This is a genomic window from Bacillus sp. FSL L8-0152 (assembly GCF_038006365.1).
GTDB lineage: Bacteria > Bacillota > Bacilli > Bacillales > Bacillaceae_G > Bacillus_A > Bacillus_A cereus.
Map to the genome: position 1 here is coordinate 2109504 of NZ_JBBOVB010000001.1, position 24979 is coordinate 2134482.

Consider the following 24979-nt stretch of genomic DNA (forward strand, 5'->3'; position numbering starts at 1 on the left):
ATGAAACAAAGTTTACAAACTGCTTTTTCTTGTTCTTCTTTTCTTCTCTCCTATCCTGAACTAGGGTGGAGAGAAGCTGTAACTGAATTGCAAGAAGAGATTGAAACGATAGAAAAGGAAGAAGTTAAAGCATCACTTACAGCCTTTATAAAGCAAGCGCTACATAAAACGAATGATCAACTCATTGATAGTTACGTATATACATTCGATTTTGGTAAGAAAACAAATATGTATCTTACTTATATGAACACTGGTGAACAAAGAGAAAGAGGTATTGAATTATTAGAGTTAAAGCAGCATTATAAAAAATCTGGTTTTGAAGTAACGGATAAAGAACTACCTGATTATTTACCACTTTTTCTTGAGTTTTTTGCAAATGCAAATGAGCAAGACAGTGAACCAATTATGAATAAATACAAGGAGAATATACAAGCATTACACGTTCAGTTAAAAGAAGCAGGTAGTATGTATGAACCAATTCTTGCGGCTGTTCTACTCGCTATCGAAGCATGGGATGTACAGACAAATTAGAAAGGAGAGTTGTTAAAATGATGAATCAATTTCTATGGGTATTGTTTCCCTATATCATTTTTGCAATCTTTATCGGTGGACATATTTTTAGATACAACTATGATCAATTTGGATGGACATCAAAATCTAGTGAACTATTAGAAAAGAAAATGCTCCGAATCGGAAGTCTATTATTCCACTTTGGGATTATGTTCGTAATTGCCGGTCATGTTATGGGGATATTAATTCCAGAAGCTGTATACCGTTCGATAGGTATTTCTGAGCATACGTATCACATAATGGCAATTAGTTTCGGGCTTCCGGCAGGTGTTGCTTCTATCATCGGTTTAATTATATTAACGTACCGCCGCGTAACTGTAAAACGTATCATTGCAACGAGCACAAAGGGAGATTATATTGCGCTTATTTTATTACTTATCGTAATGTTAGCAGGACTTTCTTCAACATTTTTAAATATCGATTCAAAAGGATTTGATTATCGTACAACAATTGGCCCTTGGTTCCGAAGTCTCTTTATTTTCCAACCGAAAGTTGAATATATGACGGAAGTACCAGTATGGTTTAAAATTCACATTCTTGCAGGGATGGGTTTATTCGCAGTGTGGCCATTTACAAGACTAGTACATGTATTTAGTGCCCCAATTAAATATGTAAGCCGTAGTTATGTAATTTACAGAAGACGTATTCCTAATGAGTTGAAAAAATAATACTGCTGTAAACAGATAGGAGTTAGCAGCTAAAACGAAACGAGGTCTAATATGGAAGGCCTCGTTTTTGTTTATATAGGGAATAGCCGTTAATAAGTAGTTTAAATTGAAAAAAGATTAGCATCTAAATAAGATGCTAATCAATGCTACAAACAGAAGCAGAGCAATCTTCACAAGCAATTTCACATTTTAAAAATTGTAAATCGTGGATTGTAATCTTTCCTTTATGAATCGAAATTGTACCTTGCTTTTTTAATTCATTTAACATTCGATTTACACTTTCACGTGAAGTTGCACAGAAATTAGCAAGTTCTTGATTTGTTAATGGTAAATCGATGAGAATCCCATTTTCTTTTAATACACCGTAACTATTTGTCATTCGTATAAGAGTAGAGTACAGGGCACCTTTTTTGCCGTGTAATACTAAATCTCGGAACTTCGTTTGCATTCTTCTTAAATGTTCACTAATCCATTTCATAAATTCAAATACAAGTGCTGGTTTTTGGAGTAATGCTTTTTCTAACGCTTCACGCTTTATAACTCCTACTTCAACATCTTCAAGGCATTTTGAATTTAATAAGTATTTCGCATTGTCCGTGAATAATGTTAGTTCTCCAATAATGTCATATTCCGAACAAATTCGAAGTGTCAATTCTTGTCCGTCAGCACTTAATTTACTAATTTGTACTTTTCCTGAGTGGATGATATAGAGCTCTGTTGCCTCCATACCTTCTTGAAAAATAAAACTACCTTTTTTAATTTGCATTTTATATTCAACAGATGCAAGTAATTCTTTTAAATCTTGAGATAATGTCATACTGTTTGCCACAGTGATCACCTTTCTTCTTATAAGCAATACATTTCCTATTTTGAGTGTAAGTATGATGAAAATGCAAGAGCTATTTTAAAAATAAATTGAAATTTCAATGACCGTAAGGGGAAGAAATCTTCAGTTTTTAGTTTGAAAAATTCAATAGACAAAGTGGATGAGATTAAAGATGTGAACAAAATTCGAACGGATTTGTGAAGAATTTTTGAATGGGGAAAGTAATGTGAGAAAAGTCACATTGAATATGTAGCTTCTTTTTTATAATGAAGGCAAATAAAAAAATTGAAAGCTTACTAAGGATTGCAGCAGAAAAGAAGGGATATAGATGCATGAGAACATGAAAGATTCTTTAGAACGGCCACTTCAAGATTTACGTATTTCAGTTATTGATCGTTGTAATTTTAGGTGTACATACTGTATGCCTGCTGAAGTGTTCGGACCTGATTACGCTTTTTTAAAGGAAGAGCTTTTATTAACGTTCGATGAAATAGAAAGATTAGCGAGATTATTTATAAGTATGGGAGTCAATAAAATTAGGCTTACTGGCGGTGAACCTTTATTGCGTAAAGACTTACCGACGTTAATTGCAAGACTTGCAAAGCTAGAAGGCTTAAAAGATATTGGACTCACAACAAACGGTATTCATTTAGCAAAACAAGCAAAGGCGTTAAAAGAAGCGGGATTAAAACGTGTAAATATTAGTTTAGATGCGATAGAGGATTATGTCTTCAAAAAAATTAATGGACGAAATGTAAGCACAAAACCTGTATTAAAAGGAATTGAAGAAGCGAAGAACGCAGGGTTAGAAGTAAAGGTAAATATGGTCGTAAAAAAAGGAATGAATGATAGTCAAATTCTTCATATGGCTCGTTACTTTAAAGAAAAAGAAATTCAGCTCCGTTTTATAGAGTTTATGGATGTGGGCAGTACAAACGGCTGGAACTTTGAACAAGTTATTACGAAGGAACAATTAATAGAGAAGATTAATCGTGTATATCCGATTGAGCCTGTTAAACCTCGTTACTTTGGAGAGGTTGCGAAAATGTATCGATATGTAGGGAGCGATGCAGAAGTTGGATTTATTACTTCTGTTTCTGAGTCATTTTGTTCTTCTTGTACGAGAGCCCGTATTTCGGCAGACGGTAAGTTTTTTACATGTTTATTTGGAACAAAAGGAACGGATTTGCGAACGCTTCTTCGAGAAAATATTTCTGACGCTTCATTATTAAAAATTTTACAACATACATGGCGATATAGAACAGATCGATATTCAGATGAAAGAACAGTTGAAAGTACAAGTAAACGTCCAAAAGTTGAAATGTCTTACATTGGTGGATAGTGAAAGGCGGAGTTCTTATGCAAGAGCGTTATGCAAGACAAGTATTGTTTTCTAGAATTGGTGAAATGGGACAAAGAAAAATAAGAGAAAAGCATGTGCTCCTAATCGGTGCGGGTGCACTAGGAGCTGCAAATGCAGAAGCTCTTGTTAGAATGGGAATTGGGAAATTGACAATTGCTGACCGTGACTACGTCGAATGGAGTAATTTACAACGGCAACAGTTATATACAGAAGAAGATGCACAGCAGTGCAAACCGAAAGCAATTGCAGCGGCAGAGCATTTAAGAAAGATTAATTCTGAAGTGGAAATTGTACCAGTAGTATCGGATGTCACACTGCAAGAAATAAAAGAGTTAACAAAAGAAGTGGATCTCATATTAGATGCGACTGACAATTTTGATACGCGCCTACTTATAAATGACATTTCACAAAAAGAAAATATACCTTGGATATACGGTGGATGTATTGGAAGTTACGGTGTAACGTATACAATTCTTCCAGGGAAAACACCATGTTTTCGCTGCTTAATGGATCATCCTATGGGCAGTGCAACATGCGATACAGCAGGAATCATTCAACCAGCTGTACAAATGGTCGTTACTCATCAAGTAACAGAGGCGATGAAAATATTGGTGGATGATTTCGAGGCGCTAAGAGGAACAATGTTATCATTTGATATTTGGAACAATCAATATCTCTCATTAAAAGTAAATAGACAGAAGAAAAATACATGTCCATCTTGTGGAAATACACGCACGTACCCAAGTTTAACATTTGAAGCACAGATGAAAATGGAAGTGCTATGCGGACGGAATACGGTTCAAATCCGTTCAGGGGTAAAACGTGTTCTTCATTTAGAGGAAGTTCAAAAACGATTACAAAAAAGTGTACTTGTCCAAAAAACGCCTTACTTACTATCATTTCTAATTGATGAATATCGTTTCGTTTTATTTACAGACGGTAGGGCATTTATTCATGGAACAAATGATGTGAAAATAGCAAAACGATTATACGCAAAATATATAGGCTGAATAGAAAGTGAGTTTCACTTTCCAAAAACGAGGTGAAAAAGAATGTTATTAAAACGTAATCCAATTCCAGTGGCAGAAGCAGTTGCACGAGTAATGGAATATGCTTATCAGGGTGAAATAGAAGAGGTTTCTCTTATAGAAAGCTACGGTAGAACGCTTGGAAAAGATGTTATTGCAGATCATGATGTCCCGCATTTTGATCGCTCTCCGTACGACGGGTTTGCGATTCGAGCGGAAGACACAAAAGAAGCAAGTAGCAGTAATCCCATTCTGTTTGAAGTGATTGGTGAAATTGGAGCAGGTTTTGTTTTTACAGAAGATGTGAAAGCATTTCAAGCTGTCCGTATTATGACAGGTGCGGCAATTCCTGCGGGGTGTAATGCAGTAGTTATGTTAGAGCTAACGGAAGGATTTGAAGAAAACGAAAAGACTTATATGAAATTGAAACGCTCCTTTGTTGCTGGGGATAACATTTCTTTTAAAGGAGAAGATGTAAAACAAAATAGCATTCTGGTGAAAAAAGGGACTGTTATTAATCCTGGAGTTGCAGCACTTCTTGCTACGTTTGGTTATAGTACGGTATATGTTGTAAAACAGCCAGTCATTGGAATTGTAACGACAGGAAGTGAACTGCTCGAAGTACATGAACAATTAAAGCCAGGGAAGATTCGAAATAGTAACTCTTATATGGTAGCTGCTCAAATTGAACGAGCAGGTGGAATTGTACAGTATTATGGGCAATTCGCTGACAATTTTGAGACGTGTTATAACACTGTAAAAAAAGCGATAAAAGAAGTTGATATATTAATTACAACCGGTGGCGTTTCAGTAGGAGACTATGATTATTTACCGGCTATTTATGAGAGATTACAAGCTAATGTACTTTTTAACAAAATAGCGATGCGACCAGGAAGTGTGACAACTGTAGCTGAGTTAGAGGGAAAACTATTATTTGGTCTATCTGGTAATCCTTCTGCTTGTTATGTCGGATGTGAATTGTATGTTCGACCTGTCATTGGAACATACTTGCATAGGAAAGATCCGCACATATATCGTGCAGAGGCAATTTTACAGAAAGACATTTCGAAAGCAAATCCGTTTACTCGTTTTGTAAGAGGGAGAGTAGAAATTGTAGATGGGCAATTGCAAGTTACACCAGTCGGTTTAGATAAATCTAGCGCAATTTCTTCAATTGCAGAAGCGAATGCATTTATCGTTCTGCCGGGAGGAACAAGAGGATTTGAAACAGGAATAACCGTTTCGGTACTGTTATTAGAATCGAACGTCGGAAGTGAGTGGCCGTGGGAAGAGCCGCTTCGATCATACAAGTAATAGAAAAAGAGATTGCTAACTTATATAAGGATCAGAGGTGCAAGATGACACATACGTATTATGAAGTAATTGATACACCTATTTCAATTGAAGAAGTTACAAACAAAGTAATTCGTCGTGAGTGTGGTGCGGTTACTACTTTTATTGGTACTGTTAGAGAATTTACGAAAGGTCGACGTACACTTTGTTTAGAGTATGTAGCTTATAAGACAATGGCGGAGAAACAACTTGAGAGAATTGGCACTGAAGTAGGAGAGAAGTGGCCGGGGACATATGTCGCTATTACACATCGTATTGGTACATTACAAATTTCTGATCTTGCTGTTGTTGTCGCTGTTTCTACACCACACCGGAAAGCTGCATATGAGGCGAACGAATATATTATGGAGCGTATTAAACAAATTGTTCCAATTTGGAAGAAAGAGTTTTGGGAAGATGGTGAGTCATGGATAGGTGATCAGTTAGAGAAGGTAACATATGCAAATGGTGAGCCTGGAAAGGAGAGGAGTATATGATTGAAGTACTATTATTTGCACATTTACAAGAAGAAGTAAGTAAGCCAGCATTACACATAGATTGTGAAAATATTACAGTTGCGAAGCTGAAGGAAGTTCTGATTAAGGAATATAATGTAGCAATTTCAAACGAGATTATGGTCGCGATAAATGAAGAGTATGCAAATGAGGATGACATCATTCAAGTTGGCGATGTCGTAGCAATGATTCCGCCAGTAAGTGGTGGTTGATTCTTCTCAGCCTAATCATGTTAGGACGTGATTAGGCTGGAGAGAATAAATATAACTATGCATACATAGGAGGGAACAAGATGAAAAGTCCTAATTTTTAATTAATTTTACAAACTTCTAATCTAGTTATCGGTTTTATGGTATGGGTCATTTTATCATCATTAATGCCTTATATTAAAGCGGATATTCCATTAACTGCGGGACAAATTTCTATGGTAACAGCAGTACCGGTTATTTTAGGTTCTGTTCTTCGCATTCCAATTGGTTATTGGACAAATCGTTTCGGAGCAAGAAAATTATTCTTTATTAGTTTTATTTTATTATTATTTCCTGTCTTTTATATTAGTGTTGCCAATTCTATGATGGATTTAATTATTGGTGGATTATTTGTCGGAATCGGTGGTGCTGTATTCTCTGTAGGGGTAACTTCTTTACCAAAATACTTTCCGAAAGAGAGTCACGGTTTTGTAAATGGTATTTACGGTGTAGGTAATGCCGGAACAGCAATTACTTCATTTTTAGCGCCTGTTATCGCAACTTCAGTTGGCTGGAGAGCGACAGTACAATGTTATTTGGTTTTACTTGCAGCATTTGCACTTATGAATTTTTTATTAGGCGATTGTAAAGAGAAAAAGGTGAATACACCATTAATGGAACAAATAAAAGGTGTATATAAAAATGAAAAACTTTGGTTTTTATGTATCTTTTACTTTTTAACATTCGGATCATTTGTCGCATTTACCGTATACTTACCAAACTTTTTAGTATCTCACTTCGGATTAGAGAAAGTAGATGCAGGTATGCGGACAGCTGGATTCATCGTACTCGCAACAATTATGCGCCCAATTGGTGGTTGGCTCGGTGATAAGTTTAATCCATTTAAAATATTAATCTTTGTATTTATCGGTTTAACACTTTCAGGTATTATTTTATCATTTATGCCTAGCATGAACGTGTATACATTTGGTTGCCTACTAGTCGCATTTTGTGCAGGTATAGGTAATGGTACAATCTTTAAACTCGTTCCAATGTATTTCTCAGAACAAGCTGGTATTGTAAATGGTCTCGTATCAGCTTTAGGTGGACTAGGAGGATTCTTCCCACCGCTAATTTTAACGTTACTATTCCAATTAACAGGTCATTATGCAATTGGATTTATGGCGTTATCAGAAGTCGCACTTGCTTGTTTAATCATTACAGTATGGATGTATAGCCAAGAGAAATTGTTAGTGATGTTAAAGAATCATTAATAAGGAAAAAGAACTGTCCCAAAGTATTTTGGGATGGTTCTTTTTGTAATAGGCTTCAACATGTTTTTATTGCTATCTCAACAAACGCTCGTTTTCTAAAAGAATGTGTTTTTAAAATGAAAAACAGAAGGTTTATGGAATTTTATTTTAAAATATAGAAGTCAAAAGTTATTCAATTAAAGGGTAGATTAGTGAAGGAAATCTTAAATCTATTCTAAAGATCGAACTCATTTTTAGAATGCAAATATTTAATTGAATCGGGATGTTTAGATGAAAAAAATATAAGTCCACTCAAGATAAACAAGTATCAGGTATGTTAGGTGTTTTAAGCGACAAGTATGGAATTGATGTAAGTATTCTTCGCATAGTAACTGCAGTATCAGATTTTTCTAGGGCCAGATTTTTTGGTAAGGCTAATGGATATTGTGAAAAAGAATACTTAAAATAAAAAATACCGTTTAGGTTGATAAGATAAAATTATGAATTTGTATAAACAATCCATAATTTTCTTTATGAGTTATATTTGATATGTTAAAGAAAAGAGAGGGGAGGGAAATGAAATAAGAATTTTTGATGAGCATTTTCATATTATTGATTTAAGTTTTCTGGTTATTAAGAACTGAGGGTGTTTTCAGACTAATTAAATGTGGTCCATATTTAGTAAAGAGTTTAATCCAACTATAATATATTTGGAATGAGGTTTTACATGTTTGTTTTTATTATATTAGACGTGATATTACCAATATTAATATTGATGCTAATTGGTGCAATCTTACAAAGAAAGTTTCAATTTAACTTAAAGCAGCTATCTACACTTATTACTTATTGCTTGATGCCAGCGGCTGTATTTGTGAATATATATGATATTCGTATAGAAACAGGTTTGTTGCTCCAGATAATATACTATTTAATGCTTTATAGTCTGAGTCTGATCATAGTAAGTCATTTCATTTCAAAAATATTAAAGTTAGAAAAAGGAGAAAGTGCAGCTCTAAAAAATAGCATTTCGTTAATGAATTCCGGTAATTATGGGTTACCAGTAAGTCAATTGATTTTCAGTCACAATCCAGTGGGGGTTTCCATTCAAATTTTTATTGTTATTTTCCAGAATCTTTTAACTTATTCATATGGGATATATAACTTACTATCAGCAACAAAAACAATCGGAGGTATTATTCAATCATTTCTAAGACTGCCTGTATTTCATGCACTCGTATTAGGGGTTTTCTTTCAATCTTTTACAATTCAAATACCTAATTCTATCTTTATTCCTCTTAATCAGCTTGCGAATGGTTTTGTTGCAATAGCACTCATATTGCTAGGGGCACAATTATCCAACATTAAGCTTAATTTTTTCCATCGAGTCATAACATGGGCTTTAATTGGAAGGTTACTGATGGGACCATTATTAGCACTTGCTATGATATATCTACTAAACATGGATGGTATTGTTGCACAATCATTATTTATTGCAAGTTCTTTTCCTACGTCAAGAAATACATCAACCATTGCTATGGAGTATCAAATAGAACCTGAATTACATGCACAAATCGTTTTATTTTCAACACTTTTCAGCATTATTACAGTAACTGTCGTTATTTATTTGTCATATATTTTGTTTTGAATGTACGTGCAAAAAACGAATAGATTTGAGGTGGTAAATGATGGACGGAAATCCCATCGATATGAGAAGAAAACAGTCTTAAATATATTGAGTGTCGTTTACAATTGTACTATGTCTGATAATCAAGTGGCTTAATTCAAAAAAAGGAAACTCATTAGGGGTTATTTCGTATGTAAATCTTTAAAGCATCTACATATAGATTTGCGAAAAAAGACATAATCTCGCTTATAATTGACGTTACATGAGCTTAGGTTGATAGTGATGGGGGAGCGTCAAGTAAGAATTTTATCTTTATTGATTCCATGTAGTTTTTCCGTATTATTGTAAATAAGGGGGATGATTCCAAGTTGAGTAAACAGAATATCAGCACAACAGTTTCAGGAGATATAATTGTTACCCATCTAGTTGGTAATATAAAAACAGATGATGTGTATGAATGGTTTAATGGTTTCGAGCAGGTTTGTCAGCAATTCATTTCCGAAGGGCGGAAATACAAATTGTTGGTGGATAGAAAAGGATACACGCCAAATCATTTTTCTGTTCAAAAAGTATGGAAAGAGAAGTTTTTCAATGAAACCATTTTGAATCACAGTAAGGCAATTGCATTTCTCCTTGAAGAGGGGGAGATAATGGATTATTTACAACAATCTAATACGAAAGAATCTGTGAGATTTTTTGATGATTATGAACAAGCGCTAATTTGGTTGAATGAATATCCAATATAAAACCTGTATTGAAGCAGTTGCTCTCAAGCAACTGTTTTTTATGTCCGTAATTGTTGTCGTTATTTTTCTTCACAGATTCTTGTCCAATTGCTTGTCTGAGCCTAAAAAACGAAACTAAAGCAAAAAGAACAAACGCCTCTAAAAACGTTTGTTCAAAGTTAATTACTATTTTAGCTGAGTGATAGATTACAATTTGCGAGTATGAGAAAGTTTTTTTATAAGTTTAGGAAGTATAGATGTTAATTCTTGCTTCATGCGCTTCGTAAACGATGGGTCCTTACCGGAAGTTGAAATAGTGACAACATATTCATCATTTCGAATGACACCAGGTGTGTGAAAAGATGATGCTGTACTACCACTTACAACGTTAACCCACTGGAAATCATGAGCGGCCTGTTTGACCATCATATTTACAGCATGTTGATTTGTAGCTGCATAAATAAGATGAGCATCTTTAATATCATCATTACTAAAAGTTTTTTGCTTCCAAGTAATATAAGAAAGTTCCTTCATTTCCTCGCAAATTTCTGGGCTGACAACAGTGACGAAAGCACCTGTATCTTTTAATCCAGACGCTTTTCGATATGCAATTTTACCTCCACCAATGATAACGACCACTTTATTTTGTAGATTAAACATAAGAGGGTACATGTTATACATATATGCATTCCTCCATTCGTTCTAATAATGTTAACTTCATGTATGTATCAAACTGAAGACAGTTACAAGTCGTAACGTGATTATATTTTTTTGTATGCAATTTAATTTTTTGAAGTAATAATCCGGTAAAGAGAAGGTACGGCATGACATATACGTGGGACGCAGTCGATGTTATAGCCTTGAGCTCGGCAGTAAAAGAGGGAGTTCCTTTCGTTAAAAAGGAACAGGATACTGGCATACCGAGTTTGCGTTCGACAGCTGCTCCGATTTGTTGTAATTCATGTATCGGTTGTGGATCACTGCTGCCTCGTCCTACGAGTAAAATACTACTATTTTGCATTGGCATAGCTTCACGTATTCTTTTCACTACAAGTTCCACCATATGTGGATGTGTACTAAAAGGAGGTACAACTGAAAATGTTATTTGTGGATATTTCTTTTGTAGTTGCTCTATTTCAAAAGGAATATCACGTTTATAGTGAACTGCTGCAAATAATAAAACAGGTACAATCATTATTTCAGTTACTCCCTCTATTATCGTTTCTGTAACTGCATCCGAAATAGTAGGTGTCGTTAGTTCTAGAAAAGCTATTTTTTGAATTCTTTCGTTTCGCTCTTTCATAACAGATTGAATAAATTGAATGAATTGTTCATTACCTTCTTGTAGCCGGCTCCCATGTCCAACATATACAATTCCTTTCATTGTCTCACCATGTCTTTCCTCATAAGAGTTTCTTGTAATTGATGATCTACGTTATGAAACCCAACTTTATTTGCATAGTATAAAGTTGGAACGTCGGTATACGAGAATGGGAGAGTAAGAATATTGATAAAGCCAAGGCGTTTTATTTCTGCTAGAAACGTATCAATAGAAGCACGACCTTCAAATACAATGCTATCCCATGAGAATTCAGAAAGCATACGTGAATGAATTTCATCGAAGCGATGATCAATTGTGTACTCATGAGTCATCATATAGGAACCAGCACCAATTTTTTCTTGAATAACAGCAATTCGGTTAATGTTTCGTCCTAAATAAATCGTTGAATTCGAAGAAAATTGCGCAGGTTTACTTAACAATCCATATTGCATGAGCTTTTCTTGAATAGAAAGGTTCATATACTGAAGTTCTGCCTGTAAGGAACGAATATCTTTATGATATTTACTGCATGAGTGCATTAAGATGTCTACACTGTCAGCGGAACAAAATACAAGACGATCAACGCTGAAAATCTTATTGATTTGTTCAGAGGTTAATGTGTATTCTTTCTTTTTGAAAGTTGGAATTTGATATATTTCTGCACCGGACTCTTGTAACATTTGCTTTATTGCGCTTTTTTTATTTGTTGCAGATGCAAATAAAACTTTCTTGCTGTGCAATGGCTTGCGTTCTTTCCAAGAGATTTGATTACGTAAGGAAACGACATCACCAACAATTGTCATAGAAGGATTAGAAATATTTTCGTTTTTGACAATAGAAACAATGGTAGACAGTGTCCCTGTGACAACGCGCTGTTTACCAGTTGTACCCCATTCAATGACTGCTACTGGCGTATCTTCTTTTTTTCCTGCTTGTAGTAAGTTTTCACAAATTGTAGGTAAGTTTTTTATACCCATGTAGTAGGCAATCGTGTCGCTATTGTAAGATGAATTATATTTTCCATGATCGCTTAAAGGACCTTTTGCATGTCCGGTTAATAAAGTGACACTATTACTGTAGTCACGGTGGGTGAGGGGAATACCTGCATAGATACTAGCGGCGATGCTAGATGTAATACCTGGTACAATTTCATATGGAATATTTGCTGATGCTAAAGTTTCTGCTTCTTCACCAACACGGCCAAAAATAGATGGATCTCCGCCTTTTAAGCGGACTACGATTTTTCCTTCTTTCGCAAATTGAAGGAGGTGTGAGTTAATCATTTCTTGACGCATAGTATGATTCTTTGGCATTTTTCCGCAATAAATAAGTTCACATGTTTCTTTTGTATAATTAAGAAAGGAAGGGTTTAATAAGCGGTCATATAAGACGATATCTGCACGATTTAAGCACTCTATCGCTTTTTTTGTAATAAGCCCTTCATCACCTGGTCCTGCACCAACTAAATATACATATCCGTTCATATTCGCACCTCGTCTATTTTTATTTAAAAGGAAGCCAGGGGAGGCTTCCTTTTGTAAATTACATGTATATATAAATATCTCCGTCAATAACTTCTACTTCATACGTTTGAATACAACCGTCATCAGGTTTTTGAACTTCACCTGTTAGTAGTGAAATTTTCCAATCATGTAGTGGACAAAAGACGAATTCTCCAGATACAATACCTTCCGCTAATGGCCCGTTTTTATGAGGACAACGATTTTCTACAGCTCGAATATCGCCATTTGAAAGGCGGAATAGGGCGAAAGACATACCTTTCATTTGCACCTCTTTACCGATTTGAATAGGAAGGTCTTCTGCACGCATAACTTTTATTTTTTCTTTCGTTTGTATCATATAGGTCACAGCTCCTTATTTCACAGTTTCTACTTCATACATCGCTTTTAATGATTTCGTTTCTAGTGCTTGTCCCCATGCTTCTTTATATGTGCCACGAGCTTTTTGGAAACGTTCATTTAACGTAGTAACCATATTTGCATCTTGCAGTATTTCTTTTATGTGATCGAAGCCTAAACGTTCTGTCCAGTAGGCAGTACGCTCTCCGTAAATACCAGTTTCACGATAATATTGCATGTAAGCTGTAGCGATGCGAAGGACATCATCTTCAGTAGGGACAATCATTACAAAATCAGCTTCACGTACTTCTGTACCACCATTTCCGCCAATATAAAGTTGATATCCATTTTCGACACAAACAACGCCAAAATCTTTCGTCAGTACTTCCGCACAGTTACGCGGACAACCAGTTACACCCATTTTCATTTTATGAGGTGTATCTACCATTTCTAATGATTGTTCAAGCAACATACCAAGTCCTAATGAATCTTTCGTACCGAAACGGCAAAAACGAGAGCCAACACATGATTTTACATTACGAAGAGATTTTGAATACGCATATCCAGAAGTCATATTTAAGTCAGCCCATACGTTAGGTAAATCTTGTTTCTTGACACCGTATAAGCCAATTCGGCTTGCACCGGTAATTTTCACAAGTGGAACATCATACTTCTTCGCAACTTCAGCAATTTTCATTAAATCGTCTGCTGTTGTAACGCCTCCGTACATACGTGGAATAACAGAGAATGTACCATCGTGCTGGATGTTACCATTCATTCTTTCATTAACGAAACGGGACGATTTATCATCTTCATATTCTTCTGGAATCGCCATACGTAAATAGTAGTTTAAAGCAGGGCGGCATTTCGAACAGCCGTCTTCATGTGCAAAACCAAGAACATTTCGTACTTCTTTTGGAGATTTTAAGCCTTTCTCGTGAATGGCCGCTACGACTTCATCACGGGATAAAGGTGTACATCCACACATACCGGCAGATTGCGCTGAGGCATCAAAAGCATCTCCAAGTGTATGAGATAAAACTTGTTCCACAAGCGGACGACATTTACCACAAGACCCTGCGGCTTTCGTACAGCCTTTAACTTCTTCAAAAGTCGTTAACTCTTGTTCTAAAATGGCGTGAACGATTGTACCTTTCGTAACACCATTACATCCGCAAATCGTGTCATCAGCACTCATAGTAGCAACGTTAAGTTCACTTTCTTCACCAGCTTTGTGAAGAAGAGAAGCGGCTGTATATTCTTGTATATCTTCTTCTTTCTTTAACATGCTAAAGAGGCGTGTTCCGTCAGCTGTGTCACCATATAAAACGATACCGATGACTTTATTGTCACGAATTAATACTTTTTTATAGGAACGTTTACATTCATCAAAGATTGATATTGCTTTCGTTTGAGCATCTTCATAAATTTGACCAGCAGAGAATAAATCACAACCTGCAACTTTTAATTGCGTACCGACGATACTGCCCGAATATCCATCAGTTTGTAAATTTGTTATATGTTTTGCTAATATCGCACCTTGTTCATAAAGAGGAGCAACAAGTCCATATGCGATACCGTCATGCTCTGCACATTCTCCAACTGCATAAATGGACTCATCATTTGTTAGCATATAGTCATTGACTACAATACCGCGATTTACAATTAAACCAGCATCTTTTGCTATTTGCGTATTTGGGCGTATTCCGACAGCCATTACGACTAAATCACAATCTACAACTTCACCATCTTCAAATTGAATGCCCTCAACATGGTCTGTACCAAGAATTTTTACAGTTTTCTTTTCCATTAGAAATTTCATGCCTTGCGCTTCCAAATCTTCGCGTAATAGAGAAGCTGCTTTCGTATCTAGTTGCTGCTCCATTAAGTTTGGCATTAAATGAACAACATGTACGTCCATCCCTAAGTCAATAAGACCTCTTGCGGCTTCTAAACCAAGTAACCCACCACCAATAACAACGGCCTTTTTCTTTTCTTTAGCGGTGTCTATCATAAATTGTGTATCTTCAATTGTTCGAAATCCTGTTACACCAGGAAGAGTAGAACCTTCAACAGGTAAAATAAAAGCACTAGAACCTGTTGCGATAATGAGTTTGTCATATGTAAGAGTACGATTTTTTTCTGTGATAATGATTTTTGCTTCTCGGTTAATAATTTGAACTCTTTCGTTTGTATATAAAGTTATTTCGTTTTCTTCATACCAACTGTATTCATTCATAATGATATCTTGCATATTTGTTTTGCCTTGTAAAACGTGAGAGAGCATAATGCGATTGTAGTTTGGATGCGGTTCATCTCCCAAAATAGTAATCTCATATGAATCACTATTATGTTTTAATATTTCTTCCATACAGCGTATTCCAGCCATACCATTTCCGATCATAACTAAACGTTTTTTCATTTTCGTTTCCCCTTTTTCTGTGAAATGTTGAACAAAGGATTATATTTCTATTATAGAAAATCCAAAAAAGGGGAGATGTGATATTTATCACATTTTTATAATGATTCACAAATTGTTAAAATTCGGATTTATTCGAGAGGGATGTGTATATTCTTTACCAAATGAAAAAACAGGACATAAGTATGTATACTCATGTCCTGCACTTGATTTATACTCTCGTAATTGCACGTGGAAATAAAATGTTATTTTCTAAATGAATATGCTCAAATAAATCAGACTCTAGTGCTTCAAGGCGTTGGTAAACAAGTCGATAAGTGCCGCAAGCTCCTTCTGGAGGAGTAAAGTCATTTGTAACTTTACGAAGCTCTTTAATAATGTTGCCTGCGTGGTTATGTTCATTTTCCAACTTATCTACTACTTTACGTAAATTCACATAGTTTTCTTCAATTGGATTTTGTTCAAATTCTAAAATTAATGGAAAATCTTCTGTTTCTTCTTTAATTAAATGTTGTTCTAATTCCATCTTTAATTTGTGAAATAGCTTATGAATTTGAGCTAAGTGAGGCTGACTTGCTCCGTGGACGCGTAATACTTTCGTCACATACGGACTTAACTGTGGTAATTCTTCATTTAAATAGCGATGATGCTTATTTATAACATAATCAATCAATTCACGATAAGAAGCATTTTTCCAATCAATTTCAGATTCATTTAATCGTTTCGTATTATTATAAAGTGTATTTAATTCTGTAAGTACTTCTGTTGCTGATAAATTTCTTTCATGAATTGCATCAATAAGTGGTTTATTACCACCACAACAAAAGTCTATTCTATATGATTTAAAAAGATCACTAGCTTTCGGGAATTGTGTAACGATCTCACCGACAATAGAAGTTTCAGTAAATGCATGTTTCATATGAACGCCTCCATAAAGTTTGAATGTAATAACTAAATTAAGAATAGCGATAAATGAAAATCAATGTGGTGATTGAAATCACTTATTATGTGTCAGTTTTAAGGATAATAAAATGAATTTTATAAAAGGAAGTGGGAGGGGAATTCGTCGTAATAGTTTCTGATAATAAAAAAGAAGCTTACTAGAAGCTTCTTTTTTATTACTATTTTTCGCATGCAACTCCATCGCCATCACGATCAAGATGTGAGTCATAACCTGGTTGTCCTTTATGTAAAGGGGCTTTCCCAGCCGCTCTAACTGCAGCACAATTTTTGTAGTATGCACTACTAGTATTTCCTGAAGCGGGTTGTGTTTGAGTTTGCTGTGCTTTTTGCTCTTCTTGTTGTTTACGAGCCTGTTCGTCAGCCTGACGTTTTTGTTCTTCGTGTTGTTTACGAGCTTGTTCATCAGCTTGTCGTTTTTGTTCTTCTTGCTTACGAGCTTGTTCCTCGGCTTGACGCTTCTCATCTTCTTGCTTTTGAGTTTTTTCGTCCGCCTCTTTCTTTTCTAGCTCTTTTTTCTGTTCGCTATTTTTTTGTTCTTCATTGTTAGAGGCAACTTTTGTACTAGTTGCTGTCGTTTTTTCAGAAGAAGGAGCTGAAATCACTAATAGCGCAACAAAAATGACAAATAATACGGCTGTAATAATAAATTGTTTTTTCGCTACACCTGTTTTCTTAATTACAGATAAGATTGCTATAACAAGGAAGAATATAAATAGAATGAAACTTAAAGTAGAAAAAAACTCGACGACGGGGTGTTCCGATTTTGTTGTACCGGTCGTTATTAATATAATAGAAATCATAAAAAGAATAACGGTAGGACATCCATATTGTTTTGCTTTTCCATTTTTCTTAAAGAATGAAATGATACATAAGATTAAAAGAATAAAAGCAATAGAAAATAAAGCTGCACCAATATTACTCAAAATCGCCATTTTCATACCTGCATTTGTAAGATTTTTCTTATTGATTATATAGGAACTTATTGGATATTACACGTTTTATATAAATTTAGAAAATTAATATTTTTACTAGACTTATAAACGATTATTTTGTATATAGAGAAAAATAGATATATTTCCTATTACTTTTTGAAAGATATTTCATAAATTATAGTATATCGATTGAAAGGAGGAGATTTGAATGGAATTTCAATTGTTAGTAACTTGTATATTACAAGAAGGTAATGCTTACTTTTTAGTAACGAAGGTAGACGATGTTATTACGTTAAAAGTACCGATTACTGCGGGAGTAGCAGGTTTATTTTTAGCTTTAGGTGTACCAAGATGTTCTTAATTTAAATCTCTATAGTAGAAGGGGGAGGGACATGCCTTCCTTTTCTACTATTACATAATATAATTATGTAAACTTAAATATCATATTTGTGATAGCACGTTTGAAATGGACATGCATATACTATAATGTTTCATTGGATGTTAGAGGTGAAAGGTAGTTTTAATAAGTGCATCCAGTGATGTTTTTAAGCTATGAAAATAAAAGAGGTGCTATTATATATGAAAAGAAAAACATTGGATATTCCAGTTACATTGCGAAGAGAGTGGTTTTTAATAGAGTTAGCTCATTTAACGAAAAAATATGGAATTGAAATTGCAACTAGCAAAATGGATGCTGCACCGTTTTTAAGAGATCAAGTTACAGAATCAAAGATAGGGAAAGGGTTACAATACGATAAATATGATGATGAATATATAATTGAAAATTAAAGGGTAACAACAAAATTAAATTAATTTATAACAAAATATAAAATAAAGCAGATTCTAAATATAGAATCTGCTTTATTATGAAATACTTGTAGTCAACTAGCCTCTTTCTAGTGTTTTTCCTACATATTTCTCTTGCGTTATTCCAAAAGAGTCACGAAGAATGCGAGCATAATCTTTAGATTCTATTGGTAGTTTATTTTTGGTGCCTTTAAAGGTTTCTGTATAATTTTTATTTGTTAATGATATGTGACCATAAGTAGTTAATTTACAAGTGATAGCTCCTTTATTAAAAGGAGATTCTTTATGCTCTACAATCACTTTTTGAATATTATTCACTTTTTTCTCATCTATTGGATCTACAGTGAAAGCATAGCCTATTTTCCATTCGTTTGAAGGTTCAGATTGTAAGAAACTTGTAGATTCTCCGTTAGCTCCTTTTCTCATTTCTAAAATATGCGTACCTTTTCGAGTATTTCGCTTACGAATTCGATATTCTCCTGTTTGAGAGGAGATGACTTCTCCGTTAAAAGGTACTGGACGTAAAGGGAGATGAGATGCAAAACCTGCATCCACAACATAATCTTTATCCTCATGACTTAATATGATAATGACATGACCATCATCGGGTTTCCATTTATTATCGTACAGATCATAAACAGTACCGGCTACTTTGTATACTTGAAACCCACAATCAATTAAGAAATAATACAATAAGGAGTTTAATTCATAACAAAGTCCACCTCGTTTTTGAATAAGTAACTTTTCTATTAAGTTATCTTTTGAGATATTTTTAATAGTACCAGCCATAATATCAAGATTTTCATAGGGGAGAATCATTCCCATTTTTAAGAGAATTTCATCTAAATCATCAAATGTTATTTCTTTTGCAGGAATTTTTAAGCGTTTAAAAAACTCCTTTTGTAAATTAGTCATCATAAAGTATTCTCCTTTCTTTTTACAGAATTTTCTTCTGCTCACCGATAGGTTAGTACTTCTAAAAAGTTAATTCAAGTGCGCGGAAATTATCATAATATATATTTCTGGAAATGTGATTTTATATTCTGAAATTTCAGTTTAATTTTTAATCGTAGGAAAGTCTTATAATATAAGCTCCTTTAAAATTAGTTTGTATTTAATGAAAAGAAAGTACATATCTTTATTATATTTTTAAATAACTAACTAGTAATAAAATGTTTTTTTACTAAAATTTTTTCAAGATTTGTATGCTTTATATAAACAATAATGATTTAAAAAATATCTGGATGTAGCGAAGTTAACAATTATTGAGAAACTTTTTTGTCGTATTCTATCAAAAGGAAGAGGTAGAAACAAAGAGAATAACGAGAGTTAAGGAAGAGGGTACACAACTAGTAACCTTCTAAAAATAGGGCTAACATCTTTTTAAAATAAAAGATTAGCTATTATTAAGGAAGGGAAAATATAAAAATATTATAAAGAACACCTTCTTTCAAAAAAATAGGGGGAGTAATATGCGACTGATGAGAAGATTTGTGGTCTTACTAATTGTATTTTTTATCATGGCTCCAACGATTAGCACAAATGTACAGGCAGAAGTTGTAAAAGAGCTTGGAAAGGGGTTTCCTGACACAGAAGTATTCACACCTGGAGAATGGTTTTTAGGCCAAAAACCTGCTAATTATGATGAGAATAAACCGCCAATTCTCTTTGTACAAGGAAGAAATGGTAATGCTGATAGTTGGTATGGAAAGACAGTATATCATGATATAAATGATATGTATGATTATGCTTTAAAAGCAGGCTATCAAACAGTGTTTATACAATTGTATGATGCTGCTGGGAAAGGTTCGGCTAGTCAGTGGGATAACGGAAAATTGTTAGCACAAAAACTTGAAGAAATATATAATCATTTCGGTAAAAAAGTTAATATTGTAGCGCATAGTAAAGGTGGTATTGATACACAAGCCGCATTAGTTGAATATGGTGCGAATCGATTTGTTGGAAATGTTATTACACTTGCTACACCGCATCACGGCTCAAATTTAGCAGATTTATCATATAGTTGGTGGGCAGGGTGGCTTGCTTCTATATTAGGTCAAAAAGATGATGGTACGTATTCGTTACAAATAGGTGAAATGGCAAAGTTTCGTTCAACAATAGATAACAACCCAGCAGCTAAATTAAACCGTTACTATACGGCTACTGGGACTAGCTGGGGGCCAACATTTTCTGCATTATCTATGGGCGGGTTATATTTATCGTCGTACGGTTCAAATGATGGACTAGTAAATGAATGGAGTGCGAAGCTATCGTACGGTACACATTTATTTACAGATTCCAGATTTGATCATGACAATATAAGAAAAGGATCAGCTGTTTTTGCACGAATTGAACCATATTTACGTACGACAAATGTGGGATTACCAGCTTTAGTAGCATCCAGCACTAGTTCAAATGAAAATCTAGAACAATTAAATACAACTTCAAATCAAAATATTTTAGGAGGCGAATTACCACAAAATCAGTGGATAGAGCAAAGTATTTCTGTTGATAAAAAGGCTGAAGGAATAGTTTCTGTACTAACTGCTTCTTCTGATGTAGAAGTACAAATGGTATCTCCAAAAGGAAAAATCTATGCAAACAAAGATAGCGCTATAACTACTGGTGAAGGCGAATCTTTCTTTAATGGGGCGACAATTAGAACATTCAAGTTTGATAAATTGGAAGTAGGCGAATGGAAAATCAAAATGATGGCGAAGCAGTCGAAAGATGCATATTTAGTTGTAAGCGATTACAAGAATGACGCGCCATTTGTTCTTCAAATGCCTACAAAGGTTAAAGTAAATAAACCTGAGTATAAACTGAAAAAATCACCAGTGGCACCTGAAATGAAAGGGGATCTATCCATAACAGTAAGAGTCGTTAATAAAGAAGGTAAGTTAGTCTCTGAATTTAATGAATTACAAAATGTTAATACGAATACATTTACAGGTGCTTTGAAAGATATAAAACAACCGGGAGTATATAACGTTACGATGGATATAAAAGGGATGAATAAAGAAGGAAAACCATATAATCGTACGATTGTTAAGTCGGTTTATGTAGAGAAATAAGGAAGAATAAATAAGCATAATATAAAAGTGCAGAAATCTTGTGTTAGAAAGAATTCTGCACTTTTTTTGCGTGATGAGAGATAATAAAAGTCGAAGAAAACTGTTATTCAATAAAAAAAGATGCTGAAATAGCATCTGAATGTGAAGAAATAATATTAACTTAGTTTTGTAACTGTTAATTCAACTGAATTTATACCATTGTCACAAGTTACAATACTTTGACGATTAAAGCCACTATTATTTCTAAGTTGAAGAGTTGAATTAGCTGGCACTGTAACAATCGTTTCGCCAACGAGTTGAAGACATTCGTTATTTGATGAAGTATTCATTTGAATAGCGAAGTCACCTTGACTATTAGCAAGTGGATTGTTATTTAAAAATATAGTTATGACTGGGATATGTGGAAATACAGGATTTAAAGTAGTATTAATACTGGAAATGAACGAAACTCTATAATCACCAGCTTGTCTAAATTGTATAGTAGTAGGGTTTAGTAAGGAAACGCCTCCAGCTAAAGGTCCAACGTGATTAAATGGAAAAGGGTTTCCAAAAGGAACAGTTATAAATTCAGTTTGCCAAAAAGTTCCGTATGCAGGACAGCTTCGTTTATTTGAATGGTCACATGAACATTTTTTATTTGAACTGGAAGAAGATTTACATGAGCATTTTTTATACGAGTTTGAAGAATGATAGTATGAACCCAATATATTACCTCCTATTCTTAATAAATGTAAAACACATAATAGTTTATGAAAATGAATCACAATTGGCGTGTATGCTTGTACTATAAAAGGAAATAGATTTAGAATAGAAAGTGCTCAAATGATGAAATATAGTATTGGGGTATTACCTGTAACACTTTTTGAAGATGATAAGGTTCATAATTTGATAGAAAAATGAATGGGATTTCTAAATGGATTAAAGTAACGAGGAAACGTTTATCCCGCTATTTTCCGGGCAGTAAGACCCCCATCTCAAAATTCAGTGAAAGCAAAGAAGTTAGTTGGGGGATGAACAAAACCCCCACTGAGTAAAGTTTCACTTTACTATATTAATTTCGTCTGACAAACAGCAATATTATCTTTTGCTGTTTGGATGTTATCGTTTGGTGAAGTTATGATATTTAATCGTATGTATATTAGATTATTTAGTTTATTTTTTTATTTGTGTAGCTGGGCAGGAAGAAGTCAGAAAATATAGAATAAATGTACATATGAAGCATCGTTTGTTTTTGGTGTGAATAGTAATTAAAGATACGCTAAAATATTTAAAATTGTAACGAAAGAGAGATTAAATAATAGAAGGAGCAACTTACATGGAAAATATATTAAAGGTATCTTCAAAATCAAGCCCAAATTCAGTCGCGGGTGCAATAGCGGGTGTACTAAGAACAAGTGGTAATGTGGAAATTCAAGCGATTGGGGCTGGAGCTATAAATCAAGCGATTAAAGCAATTGCGATTGCAAGAGGGTTCGTCGCTCCAAGTGGTATTGACTTAGCTTTTGTTCCAGCGTTTCAAGAGATTTCTATCAATAATGAAGAAAGAACAGCGATTAAATTAATTGTAGGCCCTAGAAAGAAAAGGTCTTAGTAGAAGAGAGTGTTACTATAAGGGGGAAAGACCAATAGACTTCCGATGTTAGATACGTTATTTTATGTAACCGATCCTTGGGTGTGGACATGGCATTATGCCGGACGCATGTCTGTTAAGTTCTCCTTAAACTTAGCGAGTGTTCTAGATACTTAAAAATAAACACCCTTAAAACTGCTCATTCTTTTCCCAAGATTCTAATAGACCACCTGTAATAGGTGGTCTATTTTTATTTATTTACAATTAATATACTTTGAAAGGAATTGTTAATTTTCATTTAGCATAGTCTCTAATTTATCTAATTCAATAAGTAGAGGGTCGTCAAAGCTTTTTACGAGACCGGTATCAGTATAGGCTCTCACTGCGCCTTTAATTCGACGAGATTCTAATCCGTCATTAGTATAATCGTTACTTTGCAGATAATTAGCTAAACGATTTAATCGTTTTAGTAAATCTTCATAGAATGGATCTTCTTTTTCTTTTTGTTTATTTTTTGTAATTTCAATTACTATCTTGATTTGACTTAATAGTACATTTGCATTTTTAGACATATATATATTTTCCTCCCTCTCCCAATTAAGATTATAAGATAAATAGAAGAAAAGTAAATATATAAAATTTAGATTATATTAAGGGGCATTTATTTATAGAAGAAATATAAAAAAGTGCTAACAAGTTTGCAAACGAACTTGCTAACACCTATAAGAAATAGACATAAAGTATCGCCGATATGTCGTCTTTGAAAATAGCTTTAATCAGTTACATCATACTTATACGAAATGCTCATAAAAACAGTCTTAATATCAAGAATAAAAACAGCCACGAATTAATAATAAGTAGTGATATCGTAGAAAAACCTTATCAAATAAAGACGTATTTAATAAGACCTATGAAACGAAATGAAACTATATAATATGAAAGTATATTTTTAGAACACAAGTTCAACAAATGGAAGGGGAATGTTTATTTATCAAGGGGATCTAATACAGTTTAATTAAAAGGTTATTATTTGCTCACAAATAATATAAAAACATGTGAAAAAATATGAAATACCCTTTTGAAGTAGAATATAATATAACAAATAAAAAGCGTCGCAAATGCTTGTATAACAGGCATTTGCGACGCTTTTATAGTTTTTCTGAACATAAAATAAACAACCCTAAAACTGTTCATTCTTCTCCCAAGATTCTACGATATAATGAGCAATCGTCGGATTGAAGCCTTTACCAACTAAAAACATAATCGCAGCAACTTCTGTTAATGCGTGTTCGTGTGATGTATGTTTTGCTTCATTTAAACCGTAATCTACCCATGGTTTTACGAAATCTAGTACGGGTTTCTTGAAAGGTAAAAACTGTGTACCGACAACTTGTTGAATTTGTTGTTGTGTTGGTTCAGTAATTGGTCCAGGTGGTAAGATTTGTGGTTGTGTAATGTCTAATGTTGGTCCTGGCGGTAAAATTTGTGGCTGCGTTGGATCTATTGTTGGTGGTTTAGGTGGTGAGACACGTGCGTCGTAGCTTGGTTGATACATTTGTTGTTGGTATTGCGGTTGTTGTGGTTGAGTTGTGTATGGGTTTTGTGGTGCTGCATATGGATTTTGTTGATATGGTTGTTCTTGGTTTTGTGGTACCGCATATGGATTTTGAGGATATTCATAATTTGGACGTGTTTCATATGGATTTTGTTGAAATTCAGTTTCTTGATTTTGCGTTGTTGCATATGGGTTTTCGTCATATTGTTGTTCTTGCTGTTGTAACTCTTGTTCTTCGTATTGTTCTGTGTATCTTTGTTCTTGTTGTTGAGGGTAAAATGGTTGCCTTGGATAAGGCGGTTGATTATTATAGAACATATTTATTCCTCCTTCATGATGATGCTTACCACTCAGTGTATGGGCGGACAAGAAAATATGTGATGAAAA

26 protein-coding genes are annotated in these 24979 nt (G+C 34.2%); 14 read left to right on the top strand and 12 right to left on the bottom strand.

Going from position 1 to position 24979, the window contains the following annotated elements; genetic code table 11:
• Both narJ and narI read left to right on the top strand, forming a co-directional pair.
• A complete protein-coding gene (gene narJ / locus MHH27_RS10770; RefSeq protein WP_063220184.1) occupies nucleotides 1–531 on the top strand; it encodes a nitrate reductase molybdenum cofactor assembly chaperone in 531 nt (176 codons plus the stop codon).
• A 17-nt stretch (nucleotides 532–548) separates the two neighbouring features.
• Nucleotides 549–1238 (top strand): respiratory nitrate reductase subunit gamma, encoded by a 690-nt coding sequence (gene narI, locus MHH27_RS10775; protein WP_098235608.1) that lies wholly within the window; start codon nucleotides 549–551, stop codon nucleotides 1236–1238.
• A gap of 136 nt (nucleotides 1239–1374) precedes the next feature.
• Here the strand turns inward: narI and MHH27_RS10780 are convergent, their stop codons facing one another.
• Nucleotides 1375–2067, bottom strand: coding sequence for a Crp/Fnr family transcriptional regulator (locus MHH27_RS10780; RefSeq protein ID WP_000013866.1), 693 nt, complete (start codon nucleotides 2065–2067; stop codon nucleotides 1375–1377).
• A gap of 325 nt (nucleotides 2068–2392) precedes the next feature.
• Between MHH27_RS10780 and moaA the strand changes: the two genes are divergently transcribed.
• The 8 genes from moaA to MHH27_RS10825 all read left to right on the top strand — a co-directional run bounded on the left by moaA (nucleotide 2393) and on the right by MHH27_RS10825 (nucleotide 10113).
• A complete protein-coding gene (gene moaA, locus MHH27_RS10785; protein WP_000545008.1) occupies nucleotides 2393–3406 on the top strand; it encodes a GTP 3',8-cyclase MoaA in 1014 nt (337 codons plus the stop codon).
• A 17-nt stretch (nucleotides 3407–3423) separates the two neighbouring features.
• Nucleotides 3424–4437 carry a molybdopterin-synthase adenylyltransferase MoeB gene (locus MHH27_RS10790; RefSeq protein WP_258131636.1) on the top strand — a complete coding sequence of 338 codons (1014 nt, stop codon included), beginning with the start codon at nucleotides 3424–3426 and terminating at the stop codon, nucleotides 4435–4437.
• A 42-nt stretch (nucleotides 4438–4479) separates the two neighbouring features.
• Nucleotides 4480–5769 (top strand): molybdopterin molybdotransferase MoeA, encoded by a 1290-nt coding sequence (locus MHH27_RS10795; protein ID WP_098851256.1) that lies wholly within the window; start codon nucleotides 4480–4482, stop codon nucleotides 5767–5769.
• Nucleotides 5770–5813: 44 nt separating this feature from the next.
• Complete coding sequence (gene moaE / locus MHH27_RS10800) at nucleotides 5814–6284, top strand: molybdopterin synthase catalytic subunit MoaE (protein ID WP_016512948.1); 471 nt, start codon at nucleotides 5814–5816, stop codon at nucleotides 6282–6284.
• Nucleotides 6281–6514 carry a molybdopterin converting factor subunit 1 gene (gene moaD, locus MHH27_RS10805; protein WP_000573676.1) on the top strand — a complete coding sequence of 78 codons (234 nt, stop codon included), beginning with the start codon at nucleotides 6281–6283 and terminating at the stop codon, nucleotides 6512–6514. The genes moaE and moaD overlap by 4 nt, the downstream gene beginning before the upstream one ends.
• 137 nt (nucleotides 6515–6651) lie before the next feature.
• Nucleotides 6652–7764 (top strand): nitrate transporter NarK, encoded by a 1113-nt coding sequence (gene narK, locus MHH27_RS10810; RefSeq protein ID WP_340942483.1) that lies wholly within the window; start codon nucleotides 6652–6654, stop codon nucleotides 7762–7764.
• A 706-nt stretch (nucleotides 7765–8470) separates the two neighbouring features.
• Entirely contained in the window at nucleotides 8471–9388 is a 918-nt protein-coding gene (locus MHH27_RS10820) for an AEC family transporter (RefSeq protein WP_000497496.1), read from the top strand.
• Between the two features lie 317 nt (nucleotides 9389–9705).
• A complete protein-coding gene (locus MHH27_RS10825; RefSeq protein ID WP_232292659.1) occupies nucleotides 9706–10113 on the top strand; it encodes an STAS/SEC14 domain-containing protein in 408 nt (135 codons plus the stop codon).
• A gap of 186 nt (nucleotides 10114–10299) precedes the next feature.
• On the opposite strand, the gene MHH27_RS10830 is transcribed toward MHH27_RS10825, so the two are convergent.
• From MHH27_RS10830 to MHH27_RS10860, 7 genes are all read right to left on the bottom strand, one after another.
• Complete coding sequence (locus tag MHH27_RS10830) at nucleotides 10300–10773, bottom strand: precorrin-2 dehydrogenase (RefSeq protein WP_061661182.1); 474 nt, start codon at nucleotides 10771–10773, stop codon at nucleotides 10300–10302.
• The gene (locus MHH27_RS10835; RefSeq protein WP_061661181.1) at nucleotides 10766–11476 is read right to left on the bottom strand and encodes a sirohydrochlorin chelatase; all 711 of its coding nucleotides are present in this window, start codon (nucleotides 11474–11476) and stop codon (nucleotides 10766–10768) included. Before MHH27_RS10835 ends, MHH27_RS10830 begins: the two co-directional genes overlap by 8 nt.
• Nucleotides 11473–12897, bottom strand: coding sequence for a uroporphyrin-III C-methyltransferase (locus tag MHH27_RS10840; protein WP_267414345.1), 1425 nt, complete (start codon nucleotides 12895–12897; stop codon nucleotides 11473–11475). The genes MHH27_RS10835 and MHH27_RS10840 overlap by 4 nt, the downstream gene beginning before the upstream one ends.
• Nucleotides 12898–12955: 58 nt before the next feature.
• Entirely contained in the window at nucleotides 12956–13273 is a 318-nt protein-coding gene (gene nirD, locus MHH27_RS10845; RefSeq protein WP_000616683.1) for a nitrite reductase small subunit NirD, read from the bottom strand.
• Between the two features lie 15 nt (nucleotides 13274–13288).
• A complete protein-coding gene (gene nirB / locus MHH27_RS10850; RefSeq protein WP_061661178.1) occupies nucleotides 13289–15694 on the bottom strand; it encodes an NADPH-nitrite reductase large subunit in 2406 nt (801 codons plus the stop codon).
• A gap of 208 nt (nucleotides 15695–15902) precedes the next feature.
• On the bottom strand, nucleotides 15903–16610 hold the full coding sequence (gene ric / locus MHH27_RS10855) for an iron-sulfur cluster repair di-iron protein (RefSeq protein WP_340942494.1): 708 nt from the start codon (nucleotides 16608–16610) through the stop codon (nucleotides 15903–15905).
• Nucleotides 16611–16812: 202 nt separating this feature from the next.
• A complete protein-coding gene (locus MHH27_RS10860) occupies nucleotides 16813–17586 on the bottom strand; it encodes an excalibur calcium-binding domain-containing protein (protein WP_097877413.1) in 774 nt (257 codons plus the stop codon).
• Nucleotides 17587–17794: 208 nt separating this feature from the next.
• Here MHH27_RS10860 and exsG point away from each other — a divergent pair, with 208 nt between their 5' ends.
• Nucleotides 17795–17947: an exosporium protein ExsG gene (gene exsG / locus MHH27_RS10865; protein WP_000395679.1), complete on the top strand. Its 153-nt coding sequence runs from the start codon at nucleotides 17795–17797 to the stop codon at nucleotides 17945–17947.
• Nucleotides 17948–18165: 218 nt separating this feature from the next.
• On the top strand, nucleotides 18166–18375 hold the full coding sequence (locus tag MHH27_RS10870; protein WP_000824207.1) for a hypothetical protein: 210 nt from the start codon (nucleotides 18166–18168) through the stop codon (nucleotides 18373–18375).
• Nucleotides 18376–18471: 96 nt separating this feature from the next.
• Here MHH27_RS10870 and MHH27_RS10875 read toward each other — a convergent pair whose 3' ends face one another.
• Nucleotides 18472–19311: an arylamine N-acetyltransferase family protein gene (locus tag MHH27_RS10875; RefSeq protein WP_000988904.1), complete on the bottom strand. Its 840-nt coding sequence runs from the start codon at nucleotides 19309–19311 to the stop codon at nucleotides 18472–18474.
• Between the two features lie 554 nt (nucleotides 19312–19865).
• Between MHH27_RS10875 and MHH27_RS10880 the strand changes: the two genes are divergently transcribed.
• Nucleotides 19866–21467, top strand: coding sequence for an esterase/lipase family protein (locus MHH27_RS10880; protein ID WP_001238730.1), 1602 nt, complete (start codon nucleotides 19866–19868; stop codon nucleotides 21465–21467).
• 155 nt (nucleotides 21468–21622) lie between these two features.
• Here the strand turns inward: MHH27_RS10880 and MHH27_RS10885 are convergent, their stop codons facing one another.
• Complete coding sequence (locus tag MHH27_RS10885) at nucleotides 21623–22171, bottom strand: hypothetical protein (RefSeq protein WP_000536160.1); 549 nt, start codon at nucleotides 22169–22171, stop codon at nucleotides 21623–21625.
• Between the two features lie 611 nt (nucleotides 22172–22782).
• On the opposite strand from MHH27_RS10885, the gene MHH27_RS10890 reads away from it, so the two are divergent.
• Complete coding sequence (locus tag MHH27_RS10890; protein ID WP_000427801.1) at nucleotides 22783–23058, top strand: stage V sporulation protein S; 276 nt, start codon at nucleotides 22783–22785, stop codon at nucleotides 23056–23058.
• 266 nt (nucleotides 23059–23324) lie between these two features.
• Here MHH27_RS10890 and MHH27_RS10895 read toward each other — a convergent pair whose 3' ends face one another.
• Nucleotides 23325–23609, bottom strand: coding sequence for a hypothetical protein (locus MHH27_RS10895; protein ID WP_023521790.1), 285 nt, complete (start codon nucleotides 23607–23609; stop codon nucleotides 23325–23327).
• A 608-nt stretch (nucleotides 23610–24217) separates the two neighbouring features.
• The gene (locus tag MHH27_RS10900; RefSeq protein WP_340942499.1) at nucleotides 24218–24910 is read right to left on the bottom strand and encodes a hypothetical protein; all 693 of its coding nucleotides are present in this window, start codon (nucleotides 24908–24910) and stop codon (nucleotides 24218–24220) included.
• Between the last annotated feature and the right edge of the window lie 69 nt (nucleotides 24911–24979).

Coding starts and splice junctions, on each gene's coding strand:
- narJ (WP_063220184.1), top strand. CDS start 1: ATGAAACAAAGTTTACAAACTGCTTTTTCTTGTTCTTCTTTTCTTCTC.
- MHH27_RS10790 (WP_258131636.1), top strand. CDS start 3,424: ATGCAAGAGCGTTATGCAAGACAAGTATTGTTTTCTAGAATTGGTGAA.
- MHH27_RS10875 (WP_000988904.1), bottom strand. CDS start 19,311: ATGATGACTAATTTACAAAAGGAGTTTTTTAAACGCTTAAAAATTCCT.
- MHH27_RS10900 (WP_340942499.1), bottom strand. CDS start 24,910: ATGTTCTATAATAATCAACCGCCTTATCCAAGGCAACCATTTTACCCT.
- narI (WP_098235608.1), top strand. CDS start 549: ATGATGAATCAATTTCTATGGGTATTGTTTCCCTATATCATTTTTGCA.
- MHH27_RS10830 (WP_061661182.1), bottom strand. CDS start 10,773: ATGTATAACATGTACCCTCTTATGTTTAATCTACAAAATAAAGTGGTC.
- moaD (WP_000573676.1), top strand. CDS start 6,281: ATGATTGAAGTACTATTATTTGCACATTTACAAGAAGAAGTAAGTAAG.
- moaA (WP_000545008.1), top strand. CDS start 2,393: ATGCATGAGAACATGAAAGATTCTTTAGAACGGCCACTTCAAGATTTA.
- nirB (WP_061661178.1), bottom strand. CDS start 15,694: ATGAAAAAACGTTTAGTTATGATCGGAAATGGTATGGCTGGAATACGC.
- MHH27_RS10820 (WP_000497496.1), top strand. CDS start 8,471: ATGTTTGTTTTTATTATATTAGACGTGATATTACCAATATTAATATTG.
- narK (WP_340942483.1), top strand. CDS start 6,652: ATGGTATGGGTCATTTTATCATCATTAATGCCTTATATTAAAGCGGAT.
- MHH27_RS10880 (WP_001238730.1), top strand. CDS start 19,866: ATGCGACTGATGAGAAGATTTGTGGTCTTACTAATTGTATTTTTTATC.
- exsG (WP_000395679.1), top strand. CDS start 17,795: ATGGAATTTCAATTGTTAGTAACTTGTATATTACAAGAAGGTAATGCT.
- MHH27_RS10870 (WP_000824207.1), top strand. CDS start 18,166: ATGAAAAGAAAAACATTGGATATTCCAGTTACATTGCGAAGAGAGTGG.
- MHH27_RS10840 (WP_267414345.1), bottom strand. CDS start 12,897: ATGAACGGATATGTATATTTAGTTGGTGCAGGACCAGGTGATGAAGGG.
- nirD (WP_000616683.1), bottom strand. CDS start 13,273: ATGATACAAACGAAAGAAAAAATAAAAGTTATGCGTGCAGAAGACCTT.
- MHH27_RS10895 (WP_023521790.1), bottom strand. CDS start 23,609: ATGTCTAAAAATGCAAATGTACTATTAAGTCAAATCAAGATAGTAATT.
- moaE (WP_016512948.1), top strand. CDS start 5,814: ATGACACATACGTATTATGAAGTAATTGATACACCTATTTCAATTGAA.
- MHH27_RS10860 (WP_097877413.1), bottom strand. CDS start 17,586: ATGGCGATTTTGAGTAATATTGGTGCAGCTTTATTTTCTATTGCTTTT.
- MHH27_RS10795 (WP_098851256.1), top strand. CDS start 4,480: ATGTTATTAAAACGTAATCCAATTCCAGTGGCAGAAGCAGTTGCACGA.
- MHH27_RS10890 (WP_000427801.1), top strand. CDS start 22,783: ATGGAAAATATATTAAAGGTATCTTCAAAATCAAGCCCAAATTCAGTC.
- ric (WP_340942494.1), bottom strand. CDS start 16,610: ATGAAACATGCATTTACTGAAACTTCTATTGTCGGTGAGATCGTTACA.
- MHH27_RS10835 (WP_061661181.1), bottom strand. CDS start 11,476: ATGAAAGGAATTGTATATGTTGGACATGGGAGCCGGCTACAAGAAGGT.